Genomic DNA, 25,245 nt, shown 5'->3' with positions numbered 1-25,245 from the left:
GATTTCTGTTCTGTCAATTATTTTTTATTAAGGGAGGAACACCGATGTCAACTAAACGTCGTCTGTTTACATCTGAGTCCGTAACTGAAGGACACCCAGATAAAATTTGTGATCAAATTTCCGATTCTATCTTAGATGCAATCTTAACTAATGACCCTAATGCACGCGTAGCCTGCGAAACGTCTGTGACAACTGGTCTAGTGCTGGTTGCTGGAGAAATCACTACGAATACTTATGTGGATATTCCAAAGATTGTACGCGAGACAATCAGAGGAATTGGATATACCCGCGCGAAATATGGCTTCGATGCTGAAACCTGTGCAGTATTGACTTCAATCGATGAGCAGTCTGCCGATATCGCAATGGGTGTCGACCAGGCGCTTGAAGCCCGTGAAGGACAAATGAGCGACGAAGAAATCGATGCAATCGGCGCCGGAGACCAAGGCCTTATGTTCGGATTCGCTTGTAATGAAACGAAAGAGCTTATGCCTCTTCCAATCTCTTTAGCTCACAAAATTTCCCGCCGCCTGACTGAAGTGCGCAAGGATGATGTACTTCCATACCTTCGCCCAGACGGTAAAACACAGGTGACAGTTGAGTATGATGAAAACGACAAGCCTGTACGCATCGACACTATCGTTATTTCAACTCAGCACCATCCTGAAGTTTCATTGGAGCGTATCCAGCGGAACCTTAAAGAATATGTCATCGATCCAGTTGTTCCTAAAGAGCTTATCGATGACCAAACAAAATACTTCATCAATCCTACTGGCCGTTTCGTTATTGGCGGACCTCAAGGGGATGCTGGTCTGACAGGCCGTAAAATCATTGTTGATACTTATGGCGGTTATGCTCGCCACGGAGGTGGTGCATTCTCTGGTAAGGATGCGACAAAGGTTGACCGCTCCGCTGCCTATGCTGCCCGTTACGTAGCGAAAAACATCGTTGCTGCCGGACTTGCTGATAAATGCGAAGTTCAGCTTGCATATGCAATCGGTGTAGCTCGTCCAGTATCAATTTCCATCGACACATTCGGTACAGGTACAGTATCCGAAGAGGCTTTGATCGAAGTGGTCAGCAACAATTTCGACCTTCGCCCTGCGGGTATCATCAGAATGCTTGATCTGCGCCGTCCAATTTACAAGCAGACAGCTGCTTACGGCCACTTTGGCAGAAACGACCTTGATCTTCCTTGGGAGCGTACTGACAAAGCTGAGGTTCTTAAACAGCAGGTTCAAGCTTAATTCTATATTGGTTATATGTTTTGGCCCGGAGTGTATGCTTCGGGCTGTTTGTGTATTTGGAGATTGGTTTGGTTGTGAGGGGGTCTTTGGCAAAAAAAGTTTCAAGTATGGTTCTAGCTGCCCGCCCAAAGTGCAGGGGTTCAGTTGGAAAGGTCATTAAGAAAGGTTCTAGGGACCCAAGGAGTGGGGAATTCAGTGTTCTTGGGTGTCAAGAAGGGCTCTAGAGACCCAAAGATCAGGAAAATCAGTGTTCTTGGGTGTCAAGAAGGGCTCTAGAGACCCAAAGATCAGGAAAATCAGTGTTCTTGGGTGTCAAGAAGGGCTCTAGAGACCCAAGGATCAGGAAAATCAGTGTTCTTGGGGTGTCAAGAAGGGCTCTAGAGACCCAAGGATCAGGAAAATCAGTGTTCTTGGGTGTCAAGAAGGGCTCTAGAGACCCAAAGATAAGGAAAACCAATGTTTTTGGGTGTCAAGGGGAGCTCAAGAGACCCAAGGATTAGGATATTCAGAGGTGGAGGGTCTCAAGGAGTGCTCTAGGGACCCAAGGATCAAAAAATTCAGTGTTCTTGGGTCTCAAGGGGAGCTCTAGGCACCCAAGGACCGGGAAATTCAGCTGAAAAGGGTCTCAAGAAACCCTCTAGAGACCCCAATAGCGCTAAGGTTCAGTAAAAAGGGGTCTCAAGAATTCTAAATGCTCAAATGCCTGGGAAAGGATGGCGCCCACCCAAAATCATCCCCAAAATACCCCTTCCAACCTGAACGGAAGAGCAACCATTTAAAGAATCCCTCCCAATAAAGAATAACTGGAAGGGATAATGGGTAAAAAACAGTAGAATCTATTACTTAAGAGGCTTTAGTGATTTGTAGTACTGGCCTTTTTCAGCATACTCCCTGGAAATCCTTTTCATTTCACTGATATCATGATCGTTTAATTCCCGGATGACTTTTGCGGGGCGGCCGAATGCAAGGGTGTTCGGAGGGATGACTTTTCCCTGCGGAACCAGGCTTCCGGCTCCGATGAAGGCGCCTTCCCCGATCTCTGCGTTATCCAATATGGTTGAGCCCATGCCGATCAACGCTTTTCTTCTGATTTTACAGCTATGTAAAATAACACTGTGACCAATGGTGACTTCGTCTTCAAGGATAAGCGGGTTATTAGGGCTTTGGTGCAGTACTGAGTTATCCTGGATATTGACCTTGCTGCCGATGATGGTAGGAGCTACGTCACCGCGGATGGAACTGTTGAACCAGACCGAAGATTCTTCCCCGATAATGACGTCTCCAGTAATCGTTACATAATCAGCAATATAGGCGCTTTCAGCTATTTTTGGTATTTTACCATAATATTCATAAATCATTTTGCTTCTCCTTTCGAAAGGCAGTTATAATAAGTCTTAACTAAAGGCTGTTTTCGCAAAGATCGCGGCCGTGGAAATGATGGATTTCTTTACCAGACGCACAACCCGATGGGCAAGGTGCTGGAATAAACGCCTGCTAGTCCCTGGAAGATCATGAGTGTGACACTTCAATCTCAAAAGAAAATAAGGGATGAAGGTAAATCATAAGCAGCTATCTTTTTGAAAAAAGCGTAACAAATTGAGTTTATCATAAGTAGCTATCATTAATGAATGTTGATTAAGGAGGAACAGCCATGTGGAAATGGGAATCTGAACAGGAAGCGAAGGCGGTCATTGTCATTATTCATGGTGCAATGGAGCATCATGGCCGTTATGGGTGGCTCATTGAAATGTGGCGGACATCCGGCTATCACGTCATTATGGGAGATTTGCCTGGCCAAGGCATGACTTCGCGTGCCAAAAGAGGACATATCGACTCTTTTGATGAATATATTATCGAGGTGAAGGATTGGGTACAGGCGGCTTATCAATTTGATTTGCCTGTGTTTGTGATCGGACATAGTATGGGCGGTCTTGTGGCGGCCAGAATGATGCAGGAGTCACATATCAATATTGCAGGCCTGATTTTGTCCTCTCCATGTCTGGGACTTGTTGAGCGTCCCCCTAAGCCGCTTGACATGCTCTCGCATATTTTGAACAAGGTGGCGCCGCATGTGAAATTTTCATCAGGGTTGACAGTGGATCTTGCTACACGGAACGCGGATGTAAGGGAAATCGACAGCAACGATTCGCTGTATGTAACGAAGGTTTCTGTGCGCTGGTATCGTGAATTGGACAAGGCGATCAAACTGGCTTTTGCCAATGTTCAAAAGATGCCCGATATCCCCTTGTTAGTTATGCAGGGCGGCGATGATAAGGTTGTAGACAAGTCTCTCGTGAAAAAGTGGTTCAATGAACTTTCGCTATCGGAAATGCATTACAAAGAATGGCCGAAGTTTTATCACGAAATTTTTAACGAACCTGAGCGGGACGAAGTGTTTGAATACGCTAAAACATTTGTGGAAACCAGATTGAAAACAATCGGGTATGTAGTAAAGGATTAAGTTGCATGACAAATCGTGTGAGGTGAAGAGTATGTCCATACCCACTCATCCCATTTCGTTGATGAGTCAGGTGTATCGAAAGGTATTTCCGGCAGTTCACAGGGAGCTGGCTTTCTGGACTGCAAAGGCAGATGCAATTCCCAACCAGGAGTTGAGGACGCAGGCACTTGCCAGTATCCAGCATAAAACCTTCCATTGTGAAGGAGGCTCGATATTGGCCTTGCTTGCGTTAATGGAAAGAGATAAGGCTATCAAATTCATAGTGGCCTACCAGACCATCAGTGATTATCTTGATAATCTGTGCGACCGCAGTACATCCCTGGATCCCCAAGACTTTGCGGCTCTCCATGAATCCATGAAAGATGCATTGACGATAGAGGCACCCCTTAGGCACTATTACCGCTTCAGGGAGGACCAGGATGATGGAGGATACCTGGCCGGCCTTGTCCAAACATGCCAATCTGTTTTAAAAGAGGTGCCTGGTTACTCTTCCATCAAGCCCTATCTGCATGAGCTCTGCGATTACTACTGTGATTTGCAAATACATAAGCATGTGAAGAAAGAAGAAAGAACGGACAGGCTCAAGAGCTGGTTTTATCAATAGGATGAAAAAGCCTGGAAACAGCAAAAGGTGCACTCTTTTTCAAAAGAATTTCTGAATGCTTCAGGCTGGGTGACAAAGTTTTTTTATTACAATGGAAAACTATATAGAAGATTTCAGGGATGGAAGAGAAGTTCCTGATAGAGGCAGGTGGCCCGGAGAAAGGGTCATCTGTTTTTTTTTCAGGGAATTATAGAATGGGTTTTGGATAAATTTAACTATAATACCTAAGTCGAGTCTCAGCCCCTATGTTTGGTATCCATTGGAACAGACATAGCCGCCCGGGGTCAAATAACCCGAAGAGAATAAAAGGAAGAGGCGTCTTTTTCTTATTGGTCTATTTGTCTGTCGGCGCTTTCACTTATGTTCAAGGAGATATGAAGTTCCTTTAAGCATGTTAGTGGACATTTCTTTTCCCAAAAATGATAATAATATGCACTAGGAACGAAGGAGTTGGGGAAGAGTGTCTTTAAAATTAAGTGTGTTGGATCAATCACCAATAGCAGAAGGGATGAGCCCCGAAAAAGCTCTTGAAAATACAGTAAAGCTGGCCCAGCATGTTGAAAAGCTCGGGTTCAACCGCTTCTGGGTGTCCGAACATCATGATACAACTACTCTTGCCGGTTCTTCGCCAGAGGTACTGATTGCTCATCTGGCAGCCAAAACGGAGAGAATCCGTGTAGGATCAGGCGGCGTGATGCTTCCTCACTACAGCGCATACAAAGTGGCAGAAAATTTCCGGGTGCTTGAAGGGCTGAATCCCGGCCGGATCGATTTAGGTATCGGCAGAGCCCCGGGCGGAATGCCTCGAGCATCATTGGCTTTGAATAACGGAAGCTATCGCGACGTTGATCAATATCCTGAACAAATTGACGATCTGCTCGGTTATCTGACTGACGAGCGTCCAGAAAACAACCCTTATGAAGGCTTGCAGGCGTCCCCTATCATCAATACTAAGCCGGACGTATGGATGCTTGGATCAAGTCCTTCTAGTGCCATGCTGGCGGCAGAGAAAGGCCTGCCATACACATTTGCACAGTTTATAAATGGCGAGGAAGGACCACATTATACAAACCAGTATCGAAAGCATTTCAAGCCATCAAAGTTTCTTGCGCAGCCTCAGAACATGGCAGCCGTTTTTGTCATTTGCGCAGAAACGGAAGAAGAAGCGGAACGGGTAGCCTCAAGCATCGACTTATCAATCCTGATGGTTGAACAAGGTATGCGTTCTAATGGGACGCCAAGCCCGGAAAAAGCAGCATCCTATCAATACAGTTCTTTTGAAAAAGCGAGAATCAAGGAAAACCGTAAACGCATGGTTGTTGGCAGCCCGGAAAAAGTAAAAAAGCAGCTGCTTAAATTAAGTGAACAATATCAAACTGATGAAATCATGCTGGTCACCATCACCTATGACTTTGAAGATAAGCTGAAGTCATTTGATTTGGTGGCGGATGTGTTGTTGTGAACGGATGATGTCCTCATACATAGTCTTGGGAACATCAAAATAGAGAAGTGGGAAAGATGATGTCGTCAAAAGGGTCTCTTGGATACATGAAAACCGGGATATGGCCTGGATGATGTCTCCAAGAGTCTTTCAAGGGAACATCAGAATAGCAAACCATGGAAGATGATGTCCTCAAGAGTCCTTTATGGGTACATCAAAACCGTGAAGTCATGAAGATGATGTCCTCAAGAGTCCTTCATGGATACATCAAATCCGTGAAGTCGTGAAGATGATGTCCCCAAGAGTCCTCAATGGGTACATCAAAACAGAGAAGTTATGAAGATGATGTCTCCAAGAGTCCTTTATGGATACATCAAAACCGTGAAGTCATGAAGTTGATGTCCTCAAGAGTCCTTCATGGGTACATCAAAACAGAGAAGTTATGAAGATGATGTCTCCAAGAGTCCTTTATGGGTACATCAAATTCGTGAAGTGGAGAAGAAGATGTCCCCAAGAGTCCTCAATGGGTACATCAAAACAAAGAAGTTATGAAGAAGATGTCCCCATGAGGTCATCATGGGTACAACAAGCCCGCGAAGTCATGAAGAAGATGTCCCCAAGAGGCGTACAGGATACCTCAAGGCAGCGGCTTCACTAAGAGATGATGCCCTTAAAGACCGCCGTGGATCAATCAAAAAAGAACCAGAACTCTCAAATATAAAAAGGATGTCCCGCAGCCTCGGGACATCCTTTTATCTTTTTTCCAGTGCAACAATGAAGGGCGGATTATTGAGTCCGTTCATGAATTGGTAGCGGAGGACATGGACATAATTTTGATCCAGCCGTTCGACATACCTGAGGATATAATCTCTTTCCACGGCTCCTTCACGGTGACCGTGGTAAATGACAAGCACAATGATTCCTTCCGGTGCCATCATATCCAAAAGGTTTTCAATGGCTTTTATCGTTGTCTTGGGTCTGGTGACGATCGTTTTGTCCCCGCCTGGGAGATAGCCCAGGTTGAAGACAGCTCCAGTTACCTTCCCGTAATGAACAGGGGGAATGACACTGCCGACTGTTTCGTGTCCCTGCTTAAAGAGCGTTACCCGTTCCTGCAAGCCATGTGTTTGAAGTCTTTCTCTGGTGTTGAACAGAGCGTCTTCCTGTACATCAAATCCGTAAACCCGCCCATTTTCTCCGACAAGCTGAGCGAGGAAAAGGGTGTCATGGCCGTTTCCTAATGTGGCGTCAATGGTGATGTCACCCGGTTTTACAGCCGCAGAAAGCAATTGTCTTGCAAACGGAAGAACTTTTTCGAGTTTCATACTTCCACCTCCGCTTTATAATATTTTCCCTGCCAGCTGTTCCGGCGCTGCAGCTCAGCGTCTATGGCATTCAGGACATTCCATTTATTAACGCTCCACATCGGTCCAATCATCAAGTCGATCGGACCATCTCCCGTGATGCGGTGAACAATCATTTCTGGCGGCAGAATTTCCAGCTGGTCGCAGACAAGGCTTACATATTCTTCAAATGAAAGGAACTCCAGCTGGCCTTTTTCGAACTGTTTTACCATAGGGGTGCCCTTAAGGAGATGAAGGAGGTGTATCTTTATCCCTTGAACATCCAATTTGGCCACTTCTTTGGCGGTTTCCATCATCATCGTGTAATCTTCCTGCGGTAGTCCGTTAATAATATGGGAACATACACGAATTCCGTGCTTGCGAAGTTTATTGACACCTTCAACGTAGGTTTGATAATCATGTGCCCTGTTGATCAAGCTGGCTGTTTTTTCATGGACGGTCTGCAGTCCGAGTTCGACCCAGAGGTAAGTCCGCTCATTCAATTCTGCGAGATATTCAACAACATCATCTGGCAGGCAGTCCGGCCTTGTAGCAATCGAAATTCCAACAACGCCGTCCTGCTTTAAAACTGATTCGTATTTCTCCCGCAGCTCCTCAACGGGTGCATGGGTATTGGTGAAAGCTTGGAAGTAGGCCATGTACTTGCCGTCTTTCCATTTGCGGTGCATCCGGTCCTTTATATCGTTGAACTGCTTTTCAAGCGGGTCCACTCGGCTTCCGGCAAAATCTCCAGAGCCTGCTGCCGAACAGAAGGTACAGCCGCCGTAAGCAACTGTGCCGTCGCGGTTGGGGCAATCGAATCCCCCATCCAGAGCTACTTTAAAAACTTTATGTCCAAAATGATTTCTCAAATGATAATTCCAAGTATGATACCGTTTTATATCAGCGGCATACGGAAATGGGTTTGTCTCTTTTATGACAAACACCTCCTTATGTATCTCTCTGGTCATGATAGAAGCATTTTATCATGAAAGGCCGCCTTATCCAATTACAGCACGGTTACAGTTGCAAAAGGAAAATTTTTCTACTGATGATTCCATCTTTATAACAAACAATAAACAAAGAAGCACAGCTTCGTTTATGAAGTTTTTTGGAGGGATAATGATGGCGACAAGACAATCGGTTGATGAGTGCTTGCAAAAATGTGAGGATGCACTCCGTTATGCCCAGCAGCAATATAAATCAGGAACAAAACAGGAGCATTACCATGATCAAGAGTATACAGATGCCATGCAGATGGTCGAAGATGCCGTAAATGATATCAGGCATCTTGCGAACAGCGCCAATTCACAGCAGCGTGAACAGCTTCACAGAATGCGCCTGCAGCTTCAGCAATTTCAAAATGAAATGATTCTGCTGGATCATGATCCTGATTCCGTGGGGGGAAAATTGCATTGAAAAAACGTTCAAAGCAAAATAATCCCGAGCAGAAAACAAGGAATGCTGATCGTAACCTTGATACCGAGTTTGGTAAAGAGTACAATCCGGTAAAAGAAGCCAAAAAGCGTTATGAAGAACATGCCCAGCCGGTGAAATCCAAGAACCGGGAATTGGATAATCAGTAAATATTGAGTGCTTCTCTTTTATAGAGAGGCACTTTGTACTGTTTGTAGATGTAATTCTGTTCGAAGGTGGTAAAGACGGAAACAGTATCATCAAAAATAGAGATGGTACGATTAGTCAAAAAATGTACTAAGAAATTGAAAGGCGTGCTGGGATGGTATAGAACTATATGATAAATCACCTAACTTTTGCTGGTCCAAAATAGTCAGAAAATAAAAATCAATGATTGGCCTCGCAAGGACGCAATAATAAAAGAAAGCATACTTCATTGCATTGTTTTTTGAGTAAATTCAGCCTTTATTCAGGCCAAATTCAACGAAATTGGAGTTTGTGTAATATGCTTCTATACAAATATAATAGGATTAATCTGTAAGTATAATTAAAATGATGAACACTTGGAGGGCAAACTTAATTGGGGATAGAGTTGTTGATACTTTTCATTCTTATTGTGCTGAATGCTTTTTTTGCCGCGTCAGAAATTGCTTTAATCTCATTAAATGACAACAAAGTAAAGCTGGATGCGGAGAAGGGGGATAAAAAAGCGATCCTTCTTTATAACCTTTTGTCTGAACCAAGCCGGTTCCTTGCCACCATCCAAATAGGGATTACGTTAGCTGGTTTCCTGGCGAGTGCCTTTGCAGCCGAAAGCTTTGCAGGCAGATTTACTAACGTCCTGTTGGATATGGGGGTACCGGTTTCGGCGGCCGTATTGGAAACGATATCAGTTGTCATGATCACGCTGATCCTTTCATATTTCACGCTTGTACTGGGAGAACTGGTGCCCAAAAGGCTTGCGCTTCAAAAAGCAGAAGGGATTGCGCGGTTTGCAGTGGTGCCGCTTTCTGTTCTTTCGAAGGTTTCTTCTCCTTTCGTTAAGTTGCTGACCTTATCAACCAACACGATTGTCAGGTTGTTTGGTGTGGACCCGAATGCAGAGGATGAAAATGTGACAGAAGAAGAAATAAGGATGATGGTCGATGTCGGTAAAGAAAAGGGCACGATACAGGAAAATGAGAAGATAATGATCAACAATATTTTTGAGTTAGACAACAAGGACGTTTCGGATATAATGACTCATAGAACAAATATTATGGCAATTCCTTATGATTTGAACCTAGAGGAAACAGCCCATATTGTGAATGTTGAAAGATATACTCGTTTTCCTGTTTATGAAGAGAATCTTGATCAAATCATTGGTATCCTGCATGTAAAGGACCTCATTCAGTTCCTTGAAAATGGCGGGGAAGAAACCTTTGACCTGAAGACACTTGTTCGAAATCCATATTATGTATTGGAATCCAAAAGCATTGATTCATTATTTGCGGAAATGCAGAAAAACAATACACATATGGCGATTGTAATAGATGAATATGGAGGAACAGATGGGGTTGTGACGATAGAAGATATCATGGAGGAAATCGTCGGAAGCATCTCGGATGAGTATGATGAACCTGAGCTGGAAGAAGATGAAATAAACCAACTCGACGAGGAAACCTTTATGATTCTGGGCTCTACCAATCTGTATGAAGTGGAAGAAGTGCTGAAGGCTGATTTGCCGATAGAGGATTTTGATACATTAAATGGTTTTGTGCTGGGGCAGCTGGGCTTCATTCCGAATGAAAGTGAGCGTCCTGTAGTTAATTTTAATAATATTGAGTTCTCTATAGAGGAAATGGATGACAAGCGGATTGCCAAAATAAAAGCATTGGTTAAAGAAGAGAGCGTACTTGACTCTTAATAATAAAAAATCCAGCCGGGATTTCAATGCCCAAGCTGGATTTTTTGTTTTATCACGATTTTTTATATGCGTCCATCCATCTGTTGACTTCTGCCAAGAGTGCTAACCGTTTCCGCAGGCGGCCGTAAAATTGTTGGCAGTCATATTGTGGGTATTCTCGGGAGCAATCCCGTTTCCTTCATCATCAATTAGAATGCCTTGGAGGTTGCGGCAGCTGTCCTTCACTTCAAAGGATTGATTGAATTCCAATAATTATAGGTGTTATAGAATGTGAATATGTCTGTTTTTAAAATTTTTCAGATTTTTATAAAGTGATAAGAGAAGTGGAACGGCTTTTCTCGCAAACTATTAATCAATAAGGTTCATCCGTTCTCGTTCGTGGTAAATGAACATTAGCATCTCTATTAAAGGAGGATGATTATGGAAGGACTAAAAGAACTATTAAAAGAGTTACTATTAATCAATAGTTCGACAAAAGAAGGAAGCAACAAGGCAATTGAGTTCTGCGGTCAATGGCTGGAGGAAAATGGACTGTCCGTAAATATCATAGAAAACAACGGATATAAAATGCTTGTATCAGAAATCGGCAGCGGAGACAAGAAGGTTATTTTCAACGGCCATATTGATGTGGTCAGCGGAAAGGAGGAGCAGTTCATTCCCCGTGAGAAGGATGAAAAGATCTATGCGCGCGGTTCTGCTGATATGAAAGCGGGAGTGGCGTGTATGATGAAGGCGATGGCTGCATTGAAGGATGAGGAACTTAACACCAAAATCCAATTGCAAATCGTCTCCGATGAAGAAATCGGCGGCTTTAATTGCACAGGCCATCTGGTCGAAGAAGGCTATACAGGCGACTTTGTCATTTGTTCTGAACCGACACAGCTTGGCATCGCCCTGCAGGCAAAAGGAGTATTAAGACTTAATATTGAAGTGGAGGGAATTCCTGCCCATGGAAGCAGACCGTGGGAAGGAAAAAATGCGATAGAAGAGGCTTATGAAGTTCATCAAAAATAAAAGATTTGCCCTTTATGAAAGAAAGCTCTGAATACTACCCGACGCCGTCCCTCAATCTCGCAATGATTGAAGGGGGAGATGCTTATAATAAAGTACCGGGAACGTGTATTCTGAAGTATGACATACGGTACCTCCCTGACCAAACAAAAGATGATGTGGTGAAGCAAATTGAAGGAGCGATTGACAGCTCAGTGTTCGTCAGCATGTTCAGTAAGCCTGTAAGAACGGATATAGAGGATTTCTACGTGCAAAAAATCAAAGCGGCTGTCGAAGAAAATACAGGCTCAGAAGCTGTATTCTTCGGCCAGCATGGGGCGGCTGACACTCAGTTCTTTGCGCAGCTTGGCATTCCCGCGATCGAATTCGGCCCAGTCGGTGAAAACTGGCATGGAAACAAGGAAAATGTCGAAGTTAAATCTCTTTACATGTATCAGAAGATGCTGCTGGATTTTGCTCATAGTGTGTAGATGAGTTGATTCACAGGTTATGTTTGCAAGTTAAAAATAAAAAATATTAGTAAAGGGGAGTGGCTAATCACATCGATTTTGCCAAGCCCTTTTATTTGATTAAAAATATTATCCCTGAGAGAGTCGATTTCCCAATATTAAGGAAATCGACTTTTTTTGCTTGGATATAAAAATTTATCTGTAGATTCTAAGGATTTTGTTGACTATTCAGTTGAACTGTAATACATTATTATTAAGTTGAACTATATAGTCGAACTGAATAGAGGGTGAAAGTATGAAACATAAGTTATTGCCATTGTCTGAAACCATGCACTATATTTTATTGGCTCTGCGTGAACCGCTCCACGGATATGCCGCAATGCAGAAGATAGAAAAATTAAGCAATGGCAGCGTTATATTAGCGGCTGGTACGTTATACGGGGCGATTGAAAACTTGAATAAGCATGGCTGGATTGAATCTGTTGGAAACTCCGGCAGGAAAAAAATCTATATGATTACTTCAGAAGGAAACGACGTTTTGAAAATGGAACAAGAAAGGCTTGTGCATATTTTATCCTTGTATGAAGGAAGTGAATCAAATGAAGAAGTTTAGAGTATTTTTTAATATTGAAAAAGAAGAGCAATGGCTGAACGAGCAATTACAGAAAGGCTATCGCTGTACAAATATTAGTGGGTCAGGAATATACACTTTTGAACAAACGGACAAGAGATATGTAATGCGGCTTGATTATCAAGATAATCTGCCTAAGGAAAAGCTCGCGGAATACAAAGGTATTTATGAGGATTTTGGCTGGCACTATTTAAAGGGACCCTGGCTTAGCGGCATACGGTATTGGCAAAAAGAAAACGATGCTCAAAATGAAATCTTCTCTGACCGCCAATCACAGGGTAATTATTATAAGCGATTGATGAATTATTCATTTTGGCTGGGTACCTTATTTTTGGCTTATTCATTTATGTTCTACAGTGATGCTGAGTTATATCATGAGGGGCTGTGGAGTATGGACGGTTCATTATTTTGGAAAGCATTTTTATTTGAAACTCCATTTGTCCTCATGAAGCTGCTGCCCGCACTTATGGCAATCCTTTTTTGGAGAAGTTACTTTAAAGCTTATCGTAAGCATTCAATGTTAAAAGAAACATGATGTGAGGTGGTTTAGTCGCTTTTTGCAGATTTTTCGCAGCGGATGGGGGAGCCGGATAGTGTAGGAAATGTAAACGAAAAGGCTGTTTTCGCAAAGATTGTTGCTGTTTTTAGAGTAATGGATTTCCGCTCCATGCGCACGACTCCGCGGGGCGGGCGTTGAGCCTCCTCGGCTTCATAAAAAGCGGAAGCGGCCGTTCAGCACCGTACGGATTTAAGGGCTCCTGCATGAGATAAAGGAATCACGAAGAGCGACAGCGATTCGATGATGACTTATCGCAAGGAAGGAGACAGTAATCCGCTAGGTGCTGGCCGCTGGAACTGGATTCGCCTGCGGGGTTACGTTCCAGTGGGTACGTAACCTTGGTCTCACCTGTCCCGCTAGTCCCGCAGGAGGTCGCACGCCTTCCGCTCCAATCGTTCTATGTAAAATGAAGAGGAGGATAAAATAGCAACAATCTCTTAGAAAAGAGCCAAAGAAAAAAAGAAAACCGGTGCAGAAAAAAGGGAAGTGAAGCTGTGAGCTGTCCTTCAAAGCCTCCCAGAAAAACATCATGAATGAACAGAACCATCTCCGATTAATCCGACAAGGTTTGGTGAAAATATCCCAGTCTTTTTTGGAATAATCTCTCTATTCCAAAGTGTATTGCGCAGTGCCCTGAAAAGCCCTATAATTCATTTTGAGAATCGAAATATCTCAGGGAAGGGAAGCGCTCATTATGCCTAAATCATTGTGGCTGCTGATTGCCGGTATGATGGTAAATGTCACGGCAGCATCGTTTTTATGGCCGTTGAATACAATTTACATTCATTCGCATCTTGGCAAGTCATTATCAGTTGCCGGATTGGTCCTTATGTTGAATGCCGGGGCAAGTGTCATCGGAAATCTGTTTGGAGGAAGTCTCTTTGATAAAATCGGTGGATACCGTTCAATTTTAACAGGAATCATCATTACGCTGCTGGCTCTAGTTGGAATGAATTTTTATCATGGATGGCCTCATTATGTTATTTTTCTTGCAATCGTCGGTTTTGGTTCTGGTATCGTTTTTCCTTCTGTGTACGCCATGGCAGGGTCTGTCTGGCCTGAAGGCGGGCGTAAGTCATTCAATGCCATCTATGTTGCGCAGAATGTCGGCGTCGCGGTCGGTGCAGCACTCGGAGGGCTTGTTGCTTCTTATTCCTTTCAATATATCTTTCTAGCAAACTTGATTATGTATGTTGTCTTCTTCTTGATCGCCTTCTTTGGCTACAAGAACATCAGTGTGAATACCGGAAAGCAGACTTCAGTGATTCAAGAAGGCGCATTTATTAAAAATAAAGCTAAATTCACAGCTTTGATTTTGATCTGCTCAGCCTATATCCTGTGCTGGATCGGCTATGTGCAGTGGCAGTCGACCATCGCAAGCTATACACAGGAAATTAATATCAGCCTGAAGCAATACAGCTTGCTGTGGACCATTAATGGTGCGTTAATCGTCCTGGCGCAGCCAATTCTGTCCAAAGTCATCCGCCGCTTTGAAAATAACTTAAAGATGCAGATTCAGATCGGGATTGTCATTTTCATGATTTCATTCGGTGTGGCTGCGACGGCTGATGCTTTCCAAATGTTCGCAATTGCGATGATTATAATGACCATCGGGGAAATGCTCATCTGGCCGGCGGTTCCGACCATCGCCAATGACCTTGCTCCAAAGGGCAGGGAAGGATTCTACCAGGGAATCGTCAACAGTACAGCGACTGGCGGAAGAATGATCGGTCCAGTATTAGGAGGGCTGCTCGTGGATGGTTTCGGCATTTCATTCCTATTTACAGCTTTAATCGGATTATTTGCCATTGCCATTATCTTTACAGCAGTCTATGACAAGTCTTTGAAAAAGAAAGAAGCTGTCTCCATATCCATCTCCTAAATTCCAAGACTATCTTCTTCATGAAGGTGGTCTTTTTTTCTAAAAGGACACCAAGAAAAATACCTGAGAAAAATAAAAATATTTAGGCTTGCAACTCCGTATACTTTTGCATAAAATAGTGAATACAATAGTTGTATAGAATTCAACGTTGATAAGGAATAGTAATGATGAGGAACCGTTTTAGAGAGTTGACGGCAGGTGAAAGTCAACCGGATACCATCATGAACTCGCCTTTGAGTTGCGGGTGTGAACCTAAGTAATGCCTGCCGTTTTCCGCGTTAAGGATGGAATTAAGTGAGTGCGTGTACACTAATCTGGGTGGTACCGCGGGAGTTTATCAAAGACCTCTCGTCCCAATTATTATTTATTAATAATTGGGGCGGGAGTTTTTTGTTTTTAATGGTTTTCAAGGGCTATGCTTTTAGTTTGAAAATGGGTTTTTCTACAGAGTTGATTGGAGCGGAAGGATGAGCGACCTCCTGCGGGAGCAGCGGGCAGGTGAGACCCCACAGGCAAAGCCGAGGAGGCTCACCGCCCGCCCCGCGGAGTCGAGCATCCTGGAGCGGAAATCAACGAACCCTTTTAGGAAAAGCAAAGTGATTGAGACAGTAATTTATTTTTTATCAAAAAAGGAGGCTCCACACAATGAGTTTTAACCACAAAGACATCGAACAAAAGTGGCAGCATTATTGGGAAGAACAAAAAACATTCAAAACCGAAACTGAAAAGGATAAACCGAAGTTCTATGCACTGGATATGTTTCCGTATCCATCAGGTGCCGGCCTCCACGTAGGGCACCCGGAAGGATACACGGCTACAGATATCCTTTCCCGCATGAAGAGAATGCAGGGATACAACGTCCTTCATCCAATGGGCTGGGATGCATTCGGCCTGCCGGCAGAGCAGTATGCGCTTGATACTGGCAACGACCCGGCAGAATTCACGGAGAAGAACATCAACACATTCCGCCGCCAGATCAAGGCTCTTGGATTCTCTTATGATTGGGACCGCGAAGTCAATACAACGGATCCTGGGTACTATAAATGGACGCAATGGATTTTTACAAAGCTTTATGAAAAAGATCTTGCTTATGTCGATGAAGTTGCCGTTAACTGGTGCCCTGCACTTGGAACGGTACTGGCAAACGAAGAAGTTATTGATGGAAAAAGTGAGCGTGGAGGGCATCCGGTAGAACGCCGTCCGATGAGACAGTGGATGCTGAAAATCACGGCTTATGCAGACCGCCTTCTTGAAGACCTTGAAGAGGTTGACTGGCCGGAGAGCATCAAAGACATGCAGCGAAACTGGATCGGCCGTTCTGAAGGAGCGGAAGTCAACTTTACGATTGAAGGCACTGATAAGAAGTTCACTGCTTTCACAACCCGCCCTGATACCCTTTTCGGTGCAACGTATGCTGTGCTTGCTCCTGAACATGGGCTGGTAGACGAAATCACAACGAGCGAGCAAAAAGAAGCGGTTGCTGCTTATATTGATAAAGTGAAAACGAAGAGTGACCTTGAGCGTACAGACCTTGCAAAAGATAAATCAGGCGTTTTCACTGGTGCATATGCAGTCAACCCGATCAATGGCGAGAAAATGCCGATCTGGATTGCCGACTATGTATTGATGAGTTACGGAACAGGCGCAATCATGGCGGTTCCAGCGCATGATGAAAGAGATTATGAATTTGCGAAAAAATTCGAGCTTCCTATCAAAGAAGTTGTAGCCGGCGGAAATGTGGACGAAGAAGCGTACACAGGCGACGGTGAGCATGTAAACTCTGATTTCCTTAATGGTCTTGGAAAAGAAGAGGGAATCACAAAAGCAATCGAGTGGCTTGAAAAAGAAGGTGTCGGTGAGAAGAAAACGACTTACCGCTTGAGAGATTGGCTGTTCAGCCGCCAGCGTTATTGGGGCGAGCCGATTCCAGTCATTCATTGGGAGGACGGCACGACAACGACAGTTCCTGTTGAAGATCTGCCGCTGACACTTCCGAAAACGACGGAAATCAAGCCTTCGGGAACAGGTGAATCTCCGCTTGCCAATATCAGCGAGTGGGTGAATGTTACAGACCCTGAAACAGGGAAAAAAGGACGCCGTGAAACCAATACAATGCCGCAATGGGCGGGAAGCTGCTGGTATTACCTTCGCTACATCGATCCTCATAACGATGAGGCACTTGCGAGTGAAGAGAACCTGAACCACTGGCTGCCGGTCGACATGTACATCGGCGGAGCAGAGCATGCTGTGCTTCACTTGCTGTATGCACGTTTCTGGCACAAATTCCTTTACGATATCGGCGTAGTGCCAACGAAAGAGCCATTCCAAAAGCTGTTCAACCAAGGGATGATCCTCGGGGAAAACAACGAGAAGATGAGTAAATCCAAAGGAAACGTCGTGAATCCAGATGAGATTGTTTCTTCTCATGGTGCCGATACACTTCGTATGTACGAAATGTTCATGGGGCCTCTGGAAGCTTCAATCGCTTGGAGTGAAAACGGATTGGACGGCTCCCGCAGATTCCTTGATCGTGTATGGAGACTTCTAGTAGACGAAAATGGAAGCATCAGCGAAAAAGTCAAAGACGAAACGAACAAAGATCTGGAGAAGAGCTACCACCAGACGGTGAAAAAAGTGACAGAAGACTTTGAAGGACTTCGTTTAAACACAGGAATTTCCCAGTTGATGGTTTTCATCAACGACGCTTACAAAGCAGACGTACTTCCAAAAGAGTACATTGAAGGTTTCGTGAAAATGCTAGCACCTGTCACTCCGCATCTTGCCGAAGAACTGTGGAGCAAGCTTGGCCATGAAGGAACATTAGCTTATGCAGAGTGGCCTTCTTATGATGAGTCAAAGCTTGTCAGCAACGAAATCGAAATTGTGTTCCAGGTGAATGGAAAAGTTCGTGCCAAGCTGACTGTACCTCGTGACATCAGCAGAGATGAGCTTCAGGAAATCGCCCTTCAGGATGGGAAGGTTCAGGAGTTTATCGAAGGCAAGACAGTTCGCAAGGTGATTGCTGTTCCAGGCAAACTTGTTAACATCGTAGCAAACTAATTTATTCCGGCCGGCGCTTTGGGTGCCGGCCTTCTTATTTTTCCCGTGCATAGAGCTCTGATATAATGAAAAAATAAAGAAGAAAGGTGGGTACATAATGAGCTATAAAACAATCACAACAGATGAATTGAAAAAAATGCTGGATGAGGGAGCGAATCTGGACCTTGTCGACGTCCGTGAAGACGAAGAAGTAGAAGAAGGCATGATCCCAAAAGCAAAACACATCAAAATGGGCGACATTCCAGAATCTCTTGATCAGTTCGATAAAGACAAAGAGTACATCCTCATCTGCCGTTCCGGCAACCGCAGCGGCAAAGTCAGCCAGTTCATGCATGACCGAGGCTTCAAGGTCGTCAACATGGAAGGCGGCATGCTCGAGTGGGAAGGCGAGACACAGCCAAAGGACAAATGCGTTTAAGCTAGGTGGAAGCACGCTCTCGGGCGTGCTTTTTTTGTTTTGTTTAGGGAAGGGGCTTGCAGTGAGGAACATAGGGTGCGTGATGTGCGTGTCGAAATTTGCCGCTTGACTGATAAATCTGGTTTTACGCCAATAAAAGTCCTGAAAGTGCGGATAAAAACCAAAATTACGCCGATAAAAGTTAAAAAGCGCTGATAAGTTAAAGCGGTTCGCCGATAAACATTTCATAACCAGCTGATTTTAGTCCTTTTAGCGAATTTCTTCAACATATTTTGGGACTTTTTATAAACGGCAATCGTCTGTTAAGTGAAAATACGATTTATGGTGGTGTGATATGACAAAGAGTGCTGAACAGTGTACAGGAAAAGAGCGGTCAATCCGAGACCTCGTCACCGAATACGGCGAGGATGTTAAGAGGCTGATTTACTCCTACGTGAAAAGCTGGAGTGCAGCAGAGGACTTGGTACAGGAAGTATTCATTACTGTTTTTCAAAAGATGGATACCTTGGAAAATGAAACCTCGGCGAAAGCATGGATTCTATCTATTGCGGCCAATAAAGCGAAGGATTATCTGAGAAGCTGGCATTATAAAAAGCTATTATTTACGAATACTTTCTCCTCAAATTCAAAAACAGAGAGCCCCGAACACTACTTGCTGAAACAGCAGCAGAAAACAGAGTTGAGTGAAGCAGTATTTGCTCTTCCGGTGAAATACAGGGAAGTCATCATATTTTTCTATTATCAAGAGTTAAAAATTGAAGAAATATCAGAAATACTTGGAATGAATTCTTCTACGATCAGAACCAGATTATCCCGTGCCCGTGATCTTTTGAACCAAAAGCTTGGAGGCGATCTCAATGAACAATAAGCGAATTCAAGATGCTGTTCACAACCATATCGGAGAAGGACGGGTTTTTTCTGAAAGAGAGGAAAATGAACTGCTCACTAAGATAGAGAACAATCAAACTCTCCGGCCAAAGAGAAGGTGGTTTCCTGAATTGTTAGGCTGGGGTCTGGCAGGTGCGGCGATTCTACTGTTACTTGGCATTATTGGCAGCCAGACTGGAATTCTGCCATTTTCGGCAGACAGGCAGCCTGAGAGGTTGGATACTTCTCTTTTAAAAGAAGAAGAAAGTCAAGGCGGCTTGGAAAATATGACTGAAGAAGAAAGAACCAAGTTCTTAAGCAACCAGCCCAAATCATATAAGGCTGATTCAGTCGACGATGCCCTTAACGCTTTGCCATTTAAGTTAGTATTACCTGAGGATCTCCCTTTCGAAGGTGAATTTGCAGTAGACAGGATATATGACTGGCATTTCGAATCGAACTCAGATGGAAAAGATATCTCGGTAGACTTTAGAGCTACCAATGGCAGGGAAGTTATTATGATTGGTGCGGTTGATTTTGAACAGCAAATTATTGGAGAGGGAAATAAGTCTCCTGAGCAAGTAGAACTCAAAAAGGGAGAAACAGGCGAATTGAATCTAGGGGATGATGGAGGAACGATCAAATTTGAGAGTAGAGAAGGAATTCATATCAACATCTACATTTCAAATGCTGAAAAATATGATACGCGTGAAGTATTAATTGATCTTGCTAACCAGATGATTGAGTGAATGTTGAAAAAGGATGCCCGTTATCAAAAACGGTCATCCTTTTTCTATTTAGTAAGCCCTAGCCCAATAAACCAGCTGTTCTGCTTCCTTGCCGCAGCATACACAATCATCTGAAACTTTCTCTTCTTCAAAAGGTATGCAGCGTGAAGTTGCACCAGTTTCTTCTTTGATTTTTACCTCACAAGCCTGGTCACCGCACCACATGGCTTTAATGAATCCTTTGTTGGAATCCAATTTTTCCGCAAATTCTTCAAAGTTCAAGGCAATGCTTGTTTTTTCCTCTCGGTGTTTAAGAGCTTTTTCAAACAGGTTGTTCTGTACGTCATCGAGCAGCTGGGCAATGGTGCTTTCCAACTCATCCAGGCTGACCGTCACTTTTTCCCCAGTATCTCGGCGGGCAATGACGACCTGGTTATTTTCAATATCCCGAGGGCCGACTTCCAAACGAAGAGGAATCCCTTTCATTTCATATTCATTGAATTTCCAGCCAGGCTTTTTGTCGCTGGCATCGATACTTACCCGAACGGTGCCTGTTAATCTGTCTTTCAGGTTGTAAGCAAAGTCTAATACACCTTCTTTGTGCTGGGCAATCGGCACGATCATCAGCTGGGTTGGAGCTGCTTTTGGCGGAATGACAAGGCCGCGGTCATCACCATGGACCATGATCATCGCACCGATGATGCGGGTAGTGAACCCCCATGACGTTTGCTGTACATATTGAAGATTGCCTTCACGGTCGGAGAATTGGATGCCGAATGCTTTGGCAAACCCGTCACCTAGATGATGGGAGGTCCCGGACTGCAGTGCTTTTCCATCGTGCATCAGGCTTTCGATGGTATAAGTGTATTTGGCTCCTGCGAACTTTTCTTTCTCTGTTTTTTGTCCTTTGATGACAGGGATGGCAAGGATGTTCTCACAAAGCTCCGCATATACCTCAAGCATTTTTACTGTTTCATCATGAGCGTCTTCATCAGTTTCGTGGCATGTATGTCCCTCTTGCCAAAGAAATTCAAGCGTGCGCAGGAAAGGTCTCGTAGTTTTTTCCCATCTCACCACGTTTGCCCACTGGTTATAAAGCTTTGGCAGGTCGCGGTATGAATGGATGATGTTTTTATAGTGCTCGCCAAACAGGACTTCTGATGTGGGGCGCACACAAAGGCGCTCCTGCAGCTCTTCATCACCGCCGTGAGTGACCCAGGCGACCTCCGGAGCAAACCCTTCAATGTGATCTTTCTCTCTTTGAAGCAGGCTTTCAGGAATAAAGAGCGGCATATAGACATTCTCGTGCCCGGTTTCTTTTATTCTTTTATCGAGTGCATCTTTGATATTTTCCCAAAGAGCATAGCCGTAGGGGCGGATGATCATTGACCCCCGGACACTGGAATAATCGATCAATTCAGCTTTTGTGACAACATCGGTATACCACTGAGCAAAATCTTCATCCATGCCAGTGATGTTCTTTACAAACTCTTTTCCCATTCCTTGCACCTCCAAATTTTTATAAAAACAAAAAAGCCCTGCTATGTCAGGGACCAGAAAAACTGGCGGTACCACCCTGATTCAAAGCAAAGCTTTACTCTCATATCATGATAACGGTTTGAACCGCTGTATGCGCTACAGAACTCAAAGGCAGGTTCGGATGGAGGCCAATGGGAACCTTGCAGCCGGGAGCTCCCTCTCTTTCAATGACCGGATCATCCTACTGATCCTTCTCAATGTTTCATTATTTTTAAGTATTATATTTTCCTTGGATGAAAAAGTCAATTTATTTTTGGAATTATATTTTGTGGATACGTGAGTTCCGGATTTTGATGCTACTTATGTACCCAGCGAGTCTCCTTGGATACATGAGTTCGTGGTTGTGGTGCAACTCGTGTACCCAGAGCGGCTATGTGGGTACATGAGTCGCTGGTTTTGATGTCACTCATGTACCCAGCGAGCCTGCATGGATACATGAGTTTGTGGTTTTGATGCAACTCATGTACTCATCGAGTCTGCGTGGGTACATGAGTTACTGGTTTTGATGCAACTCATGTACCCATCGAGTCTGCGTGGGTACATGAGTTCGTGGTTATGGTGCAACTCGTGTACCTAGCCAGCCTATGTGGGTACATGAGTCGCTGGTTTTGATGCAACTCATGTACCCAGCGAGCCTGCATGGATACATGAGTTACCGATTTTGACGTCACTCATGTACCCAGCGAGTCTGCGTGGATCATGAGTCCCTGGTTTGATGCAACTCGTGTACCCATAGTGGCTATGTGGATACATGAGTTACTGGTTCTTGACGTCACTCATGTACCCAGCGAGTCTCCTTGGATACATGAGTTCGTGGTTATGGTGCAACTTATGTACCCAGCGAGCCTATGTGGATACATGAGTTACCAGTTTTGACGTCACTCATGTACCCAGAGAGCGTAAGTGGATACATGAGTTACCGATTTTGACGTCACTCGTGTACCCAGCGAGCCTGCATGGAGAAATGAGTTTGTGGTTTTGGTGCAACTCATGTACCCATCGAGTCTGCGTGGATACATGAGTCCCTGGTTTTGATGCAACTCGTGTACCCATCGAGTCTATGTGGGTACATGAGTTACTGGTTTTGACGTCACTCGTGTACCCAACGAGCCTGCGTGAATACATGAGTTCGTGGTTATGGTGCAACTCGTGTATCCAGCGAGTCTGAGTGGATACATGAGTCCCTGGTTTTGGTGCAACTCATGTACCCATCGAGTCTGCGTGGATACATGAGTCCCTGGTTTTGATGCAACTCGTGTACCCATAGCGGATATGTGGATACATGAGTTACCAGTTTTGACGTCACTTATGTACCCAGCGAGTCTCCTTGGATACATAAGTTCGTGGTTTTGGTGCAACTCGTGTACCCATAGCGGCTATGTGGGTACATGAGTCGCTGGTTTTGATGCAACTTATGTATCCAGCGCAGCTATGTGGGTACATAAGTTACTGGTTTTGACGTCACTCGTGTACCCATCGAGTCTGCGTGGATACATGAGTTTGTGGTTTTAATGCAACTCGTGTACCCAGAGCGGCTATGTGGATACATGAGTTACCAGTTTTGATGTCACTCATGTACCCAGCGAGTCTCCTTGGATACATGAGTTCTTGGTTTAGGTGCAACCCATGTACCCAGAATGACTATCAAAATACAGGAGTTATCGATTTTAAAGCAACTCATGTAGCAAATATACCTTTTTGGATTCACGCCTTCCCGCATTTGATGTAAAGGCATGCTTCTGCATGACTGAAAATTAGAAAAAATGTCTAGAATGTTAGTAGAATCTATGTGAAAAGGGAGCAATGATCATGATCCAGGTGAAAGTATTTGATTATGAACATGAAAAGGATTTGGAGAGAGATATGAATAGATTCCTCAAGTCGGTGGACGAAGACAGCATCGTCGATATTAAATATCATGTGGCTGCCATGCCGGAAGATGTGGATGATGAGCAGATCTATTGTTTTTCCGCGATGATTGTTTATAAAAAGTGATTTATGGAGTGGCTCACGGTGGAAAATAGGGTTATGTCATCTGAAAGTGACGGAAGTTAGGAGCTCGTTTTATGGGTGGGATGGCTTTGCGAGCGGAACATGCAAGAATACGATCGGGTTATTCACAATTCTGAGCGGAGTATGCAACTATACGATCACCTTATACACAGATACGACCTGCTAGATTTCACTTTAATACTTTAAAGCGCGAAGAGGAACTGTCCCTGGTCGTGCTACAAAGGGCTAAAGTGTAACAAAAAAACGCCGGCTTCCTCTCCAACCGAATGGAAGGAGAGGGACCCGGCGCTTTCACAGCACTTATTTCGAGACTTCCAACGCACTCAAAGCCGCATTCACACCTGCAAGCCTTCCAGTTACAAGGGCAGACGTAATGTTGTACCCGCCTGTGTAACCGTGGATGTCGAGGACTTCGCCGCAGAAGAAAAGCCCGTCCATTTTTTTCGAAGCCATTGTCTTTGGCTGGATTTCTTTCACGGACACGCCGCCTCCTGTCACGAAGGCTTTGTCAATGGATAGGGTTCCATTGACCGTGAAGGTGAACCCTTTTGCCAGGCGGGCCAATTCGCGGATTTTTTCACCAGAGAGAGTGATGCCCTGCTGGCCGGGATCGATTTCGGCACGCTCGAGCAGGAACAGGAGGTAACGTTCCGGCATCAAACCTTTAAGTATGTTTTTCACCGCTTTTTTCTCTTCTTCTTTTTTGATAAGAGAGTTCAGCTCCTGAAACAATACTTCTTCATTCTTATCGGGAAAGCTGTCGATATGCATGGTCACATGAGTCAGGTTCCATTTTTTCATTGCTTTGACGACATATTGGCTGCAGCGAAGGACAGCTGGTCCGGAAATGCCGATATGGGTGAAGATCATGTCCATTTTATGGGTGACCAGTGCTTTTCCTTTCGGGTTTAGGACGCTGAGCGCGACATCACGAAGAGACAATCCTTGAAGTTCGCGTTCCTTGATGAAGGGCTCATCAGATGTGAGCGGAACTTCTGTCGGAAATAAATCTGTGATCGTGTGCCCGGCATCTTCTGCCCAGGCATAGCCGTCACCTGTGGAACCTGTGTGTGGAACGGATTTCCCGCCTACTGCGATGATGACGGACCCGGCAGCGAAGCTTTCACCGGATTGCAATGTAACACCTGCAGCCCGGCCGTCCACATAATTCACTTTTTTAACAGGTGAGTTCGTTCGTTTTTCGACGCCAAGCTCATTCATTCTGTTTAAAAGAGCATCTACAACAGACTGGGCCTTGTTGGAAACAGGAAACATTCTGCCATGATCTTCTTCCTTCAGTTCAATGCCCAGTTTTTCAAAAAAAGAGATGATATCTTCATTATTAAACTCTGAAAAGGCGCTGTAGAGAAAGCGGCCGTTTCCTGGGATGTGCTTGATGATTTCTTCAATTGGAAGCCTGTTTGTCACATTGCACCGGCCGCCGCCTGAGATTGCCAGCTTTCTGCCGAGCTTATTTCCTTTGTCAATCAGGAGGACTTTCCCGCCGTTTTCTCCTGCGGCGATGGATGCCATCAAACCCGATGGCCCTCCTCCGATGACGATTACATCATATTTTTTCATTCATTCCACCATCTTTCACGCTGTCACCGCTAATTTTAATGCTATTTGCCATAGATTACAAACCCTAATCCGATTGCTTTCTAGTTGTGTTT

24 protein-coding genes, 1 pseudogene and 2 other annotated features are annotated in these 25,245 nt (G+C 44.4%); of the genes and pseudogenes, 19 read left to right on the top strand and 6 right to left on the bottom strand.

Annotated elements, in window-relative coordinates:
* The first annotated feature begins 44 nt into the window (after positions 1-44).
* A complete protein-coding gene (metK, locus tag B9Z54_RS03920) occupies positions 45-1,244 on the top strand; it encodes a methionine adenosyltransferase (RefSeq protein ID WP_113927202.1) in 1,200 nt (399 codons plus the stop codon).
* Between the two features lie 839 nt (positions 1,245-2,083).
* Here metK and B9Z54_RS03910 read toward each other — a convergent pair.
* Complete coding sequence (locus B9Z54_RS03910) at positions 2,084-2,602, bottom strand: gamma carbonic anhydrase (RefSeq protein WP_113927200.1); 519 nt, start codon at positions 2,600-2,602, stop codon at positions 2,084-2,086.
* Positions 2,603-2,895: 293 nt separating this feature from the next.
* Here B9Z54_RS03910 and B9Z54_RS03905 point away from each other — a divergent pair, with 293 nt between their 5' ends.
* The 5 genes and pseudogenes from B9Z54_RS03905 to B9Z54_RS26080 all read left to right on the top strand — a co-directional run bounded on the left by B9Z54_RS03905 (position 2,896) and on the right by B9Z54_RS26080 (position 6,408).
* The gene (locus tag B9Z54_RS03905; protein ID WP_113927199.1) at positions 2,896-3,705 is read left to right on the top strand and encodes an alpha/beta hydrolase; all 810 of its coding nucleotides are present in this window, start codon (positions 2,896-2,898) and stop codon (positions 3,703-3,705) included.
* A 31-nt stretch (positions 3,706-3,736) separates the two neighbouring features.
* Positions 3,737-4,300, top strand: a pseudogene (locus tag B9Z54_RS03900) (DUF2600 family protein); the annotation flags it as partial.
* 469 nt (positions 4,301-4,769) lie between these two features.
* Positions 4,770-5,771: an LLM class flavin-dependent oxidoreductase gene (locus B9Z54_RS03895; RefSeq protein ID WP_113927198.1), complete on the top strand. Its 1,002-nt coding sequence runs from the start codon at positions 4,770-4,772 to the stop codon at positions 5,769-5,771.
* Positions 5,772-6,061: 290 nt separating this feature from the next.
* Positions 6,062-6,196, top strand: coding sequence for a hypothetical protein (locus B9Z54_RS26085; protein WP_275887778.1), 135 nt, complete (start codon positions 6,062-6,064; stop codon positions 6,194-6,196).
* A gap of 77 nt (positions 6,197-6,273) precedes the next feature.
* On the top strand, positions 6,274-6,408 hold the full coding sequence (locus B9Z54_RS26080; RefSeq protein ID WP_275887777.1) for a hypothetical protein: 135 nt from the start codon (positions 6,274-6,276) through the stop codon (positions 6,406-6,408).
* A 94-nt stretch (positions 6,409-6,502) separates the two neighbouring features.
* On the opposite strand, the gene mnmM is transcribed toward B9Z54_RS26080, so the two are convergent.
* Entirely contained in the window at positions 6,503-7,075 is a 573-nt protein-coding gene (mnmM, locus tag B9Z54_RS03890; protein WP_113927197.1) for a tRNA 5-(aminomethyl)-2-thiouridylate-methyltransferase MnmM, read from the bottom strand.
* Positions 7,072-8,031: a tRNA modification radical SAM protein MnmL/YtqA gene (gene mnmL, locus B9Z54_RS03885; protein ID WP_113927225.1), complete on the bottom strand. Its 960-nt coding sequence runs from the start codon at positions 8,029-8,031 to the stop codon at positions 7,072-7,074. The genes mnmM and mnmL overlap by 4 nt, the downstream gene beginning before the upstream one ends.
* A gap of 187 nt (positions 8,032-8,218) precedes the next feature.
* Here mnmL and B9Z54_RS03880 point away from each other — a divergent pair, with 187 nt between their 5' ends.
* The 3 genes from B9Z54_RS03880 to B9Z54_RS03870 all read left to right on the top strand — a co-directional run bounded on the left by B9Z54_RS03880 (position 8,219) and on the right by B9Z54_RS03870 (position 10,415).
* The gene (locus tag B9Z54_RS03880) at positions 8,219-8,512 is read left to right on the top strand and encodes a YtzC family protein (RefSeq protein WP_113927196.1); all 294 of its coding nucleotides are present in this window, start codon (positions 8,219-8,221) and stop codon (positions 8,510-8,512) included.
* A complete protein-coding gene (locus tag B9Z54_RS03875; protein WP_113927195.1) occupies positions 8,509-8,679 on the top strand; it encodes a glycogen biosynthesis protein GlgD in 171 nt (56 codons plus the stop codon). Before B9Z54_RS03880 ends, B9Z54_RS03875 begins: the two co-directional genes overlap by 4 nt.
* Positions 8,680-9,089: 410 nt before the next feature.
* Complete coding sequence (locus B9Z54_RS03870; protein WP_113927194.1) at positions 9,090-10,415, top strand: hemolysin family protein; 1,326 nt, start codon at positions 9,090-9,092, stop codon at positions 10,413-10,415.
* Between the two features lie 102 nt (positions 10,416-10,517).
* Here the strand turns inward: B9Z54_RS03870 and B9Z54_RS24670 are convergent, their stop codons facing one another.
* Entirely contained in the window at positions 10,518-10,664 is a 147-nt protein-coding gene (locus B9Z54_RS24670; RefSeq protein ID WP_162785083.1) for a hypothetical protein, read from the bottom strand.
* A 171-nt stretch (positions 10,665-10,835) separates the two neighbouring features.
* Between B9Z54_RS24670 and B9Z54_RS26375 the strand changes: the two genes are divergently transcribed.
* The 9 genes from B9Z54_RS26375 to B9Z54_RS03825 all read left to right on the top strand — a co-directional run bounded on the left by B9Z54_RS26375 (position 10,836) and on the right by B9Z54_RS03825 (position 20,041).
* Entirely contained in the window at positions 10,836-11,429 is a 594-nt protein-coding gene (locus B9Z54_RS26375) for a M20 family metallopeptidase (RefSeq protein WP_345840686.1), read from the top strand.
* A gap of 14 nt (positions 11,430-11,443) precedes the next feature.
* The gene (locus tag B9Z54_RS26370) at positions 11,444-11,896 is read left to right on the top strand and encodes a M20/M25/M40 family metallo-hydrolase (RefSeq protein WP_345840685.1); all 453 of its coding nucleotides are present in this window, start codon (positions 11,444-11,446) and stop codon (positions 11,894-11,896) included.
* Positions 11,897-12,170: 274 nt separating this feature from the next.
* Positions 12,171-12,488 (top strand): PadR family transcriptional regulator, encoded by a 318-nt coding sequence (locus B9Z54_RS03860; RefSeq protein WP_113927193.1) that lies wholly within the window; start codon positions 12,171-12,173, stop codon positions 12,486-12,488.
* Entirely contained in the window at positions 12,475-13,041 is a 567-nt protein-coding gene (locus B9Z54_RS03855) for a DUF2812 domain-containing protein (protein WP_113927192.1), read from the top strand. Before B9Z54_RS03860 ends, B9Z54_RS03855 begins: the two co-directional genes overlap by 14 nt.
* A 718-nt stretch (positions 13,042-13,759) precedes the next feature.
* Positions 13,760-14,947, top strand: a complete 1,188-nt coding sequence (locus B9Z54_RS03850; RefSeq protein ID WP_113927191.1) for an MDR family MFS transporter — start codon at positions 13,760-13,762, stop codon at positions 14,945-14,947.
* Positions 14,948-15,086: 139 nt separating this feature from the next.
* Positions 15,087-15,306 (top strand) — a binding site (T-box leader).
* A 286-nt stretch (positions 15,307-15,592) separates the two neighbouring features.
* Positions 15,593-18,007, top strand: coding sequence for a leucine--tRNA ligase (gene leuS, locus B9Z54_RS03840; RefSeq protein ID WP_113927189.1), 2,415 nt, complete (start codon positions 15,593-15,595; stop codon positions 18,005-18,007).
* Positions 18,008-18,104: 97 nt separating this feature from the next.
* Positions 18,105-18,425 (top strand): rhodanese-like domain-containing protein, encoded by a 321-nt coding sequence (locus B9Z54_RS03835; RefSeq protein WP_113927188.1) that lies wholly within the window; start codon positions 18,105-18,107, stop codon positions 18,423-18,425.
* A gap of 334 nt (positions 18,426-18,759) precedes the next feature.
* Complete coding sequence (locus B9Z54_RS03830; protein WP_113927187.1) at positions 18,760-19,293, top strand: sigma-70 family RNA polymerase sigma factor; 534 nt, start codon at positions 18,760-18,762, stop codon at positions 19,291-19,293.
* A complete protein-coding gene (locus B9Z54_RS03825) occupies positions 19,283-20,041 on the top strand; it encodes a hypothetical protein (protein ID WP_113927186.1) in 759 nt (252 codons plus the stop codon). Before B9Z54_RS03830 ends, B9Z54_RS03825 begins: the two co-directional genes overlap by 11 nt.
* A gap of 48 nt (positions 20,042-20,089) precedes the next feature.
* On the opposite strand, the gene proS is transcribed toward B9Z54_RS03825, so the two are convergent.
* A complete protein-coding gene (proS, locus tag B9Z54_RS03820; RefSeq protein ID WP_113927185.1) occupies positions 20,090-21,520 on the bottom strand; it encodes a proline--tRNA ligase in 1,431 nt (476 codons plus the stop codon).
* A 45-nt stretch (positions 21,521-21,565) separates the two neighbouring features.
* Positions 21,566-21,766, bottom strand: a binding site (T-box leader).
* Positions 21,767-23,368: 1,602 nt separating this feature from the next.
* Here proS and B9Z54_RS03810 point away from each other — a divergent pair.
* Positions 23,369-23,554 carry a sporulation protein Cse60 gene (locus tag B9Z54_RS03810; RefSeq protein WP_113927183.1) on the top strand — a complete coding sequence of 62 codons (186 nt, stop codon included), beginning with the start codon at positions 23,369-23,371 and terminating at the stop codon, positions 23,552-23,554.
* Positions 23,555-23,872: 318 nt separating this feature from the next.
* Here B9Z54_RS03810 and B9Z54_RS03805 read toward each other — a convergent pair whose 3' ends face one another.
* Positions 23,873-25,153: a BaiN/RdsA family NAD(P)/FAD-dependent oxidoreductase gene (locus tag B9Z54_RS03805; RefSeq protein ID WP_113927182.1), complete on the bottom strand. Its 1,281-nt coding sequence runs from the start codon at positions 25,151-25,153 to the stop codon at positions 23,873-23,875.
* Between the last annotated feature and the right edge of the window lie 92 nt (positions 25,154-25,245).

Origin of the sequence: Bacillus sp. P14.5, assembly GCF_003316765.1 — a bacterium.
In the GTDB taxonomy this organism is placed as follows: Bacteria; Bacillota; Bacilli; order Bacillales; family Bacillaceae_B; genus Rossellomorea.
The sequence above is the reverse complement of the archived record's forward strand: the minus strand, read 5'-3'. Positions and strand labels throughout refer to the sequence as shown.

Coding starts and splice junctions, on each gene's coding strand:
- B9Z54_RS03835 (WP_113927188.1), top strand. CDS start 18,105: ATGAGCTATAAAACAATCACAACAGATGAATTGAAAAAAATGCTGGAT.
- B9Z54_RS03805 (WP_113927182.1), bottom strand. CDS start 25,153: ATGAAAAAATATGATGTAATCGTCATCGGAGGAGGGCCATCGGGTTTG.
- B9Z54_RS26375 (WP_345840686.1), top strand. CDS start 10,836: ATGGAAGGACTAAAAGAACTATTAAAAGAGTTACTATTAATCAATAGT.
- B9Z54_RS03860 (WP_113927193.1), top strand. CDS start 12,171: ATGAAACATAAGTTATTGCCATTGTCTGAAACCATGCACTATATTTTA.
- B9Z54_RS03855 (WP_113927192.1), top strand. CDS start 12,475: ATGAAGAAGTTTAGAGTATTTTTTAATATTGAAAAAGAAGAGCAATGG.
- B9Z54_RS03905 (WP_113927199.1), top strand. CDS start 2,896: ATGTGGAAATGGGAATCTGAACAGGAAGCGAAGGCGGTCATTGTCATT.
- B9Z54_RS03850 (WP_113927191.1), top strand. CDS start 13,760: ATGCCTAAATCATTGTGGCTGCTGATTGCCGGTATGATGGTAAATGTC.
- B9Z54_RS26085 (WP_275887778.1), top strand. CDS start 6,062: ATGGGTACATCAAAACAGAGAAGTTATGAAGATGATGTCTCCAAGAGT.
- B9Z54_RS03810 (WP_113927183.1), top strand. CDS start 23,369: ATGATCCAGGTGAAAGTATTTGATTATGAACATGAAAAGGATTTGGAG.
- mnmM (WP_113927197.1), bottom strand. CDS start 7,075: ATGAAACTCGAAAAAGTTCTTCCGTTTGCAAGACAATTGCTTTCTGCG.
- leuS (WP_113927189.1), top strand. CDS start 15,593: ATGAGTTTTAACCACAAAGACATCGAACAAAAGTGGCAGCATTATTGG.
- B9Z54_RS26370 (WP_345840685.1), top strand. CDS start 11,444: ATGAAAGAAAGCTCTGAATACTACCCGACGCCGTCCCTCAATCTCGCA.
- B9Z54_RS03910 (WP_113927200.1), bottom strand. CDS start 2,602: ATGATTTATGAATATTATGGTAAAATACCAAAAATAGCTGAAAGCGCC.
- proS (WP_113927185.1), bottom strand. CDS start 21,520: ATGGGAAAAGAGTTTGTAAAGAACATCACTGGCATGGATGAAGATTTT.
- B9Z54_RS03830 (WP_113927187.1), top strand. CDS start 18,760: ATGACAAAGAGTGCTGAACAGTGTACAGGAAAAGAGCGGTCAATCCGA.
- B9Z54_RS03825 (WP_113927186.1), top strand. CDS start 19,283: ATGAACAATAAGCGAATTCAAGATGCTGTTCACAACCATATCGGAGAA.
- B9Z54_RS26080 (WP_275887777.1), top strand. CDS start 6,274: ATGGGTACATCAAAACAAAGAAGTTATGAAGAAGATGTCCCCATGAGG.
- metK (WP_113927202.1), top strand. CDS start 45: ATGTCAACTAAACGTCGTCTGTTTACATCTGAGTCCGTAACTGAAGGA.
- B9Z54_RS03880 (WP_113927196.1), top strand. CDS start 8,219: ATGGCGACAAGACAATCGGTTGATGAGTGCTTGCAAAAATGTGAGGAT.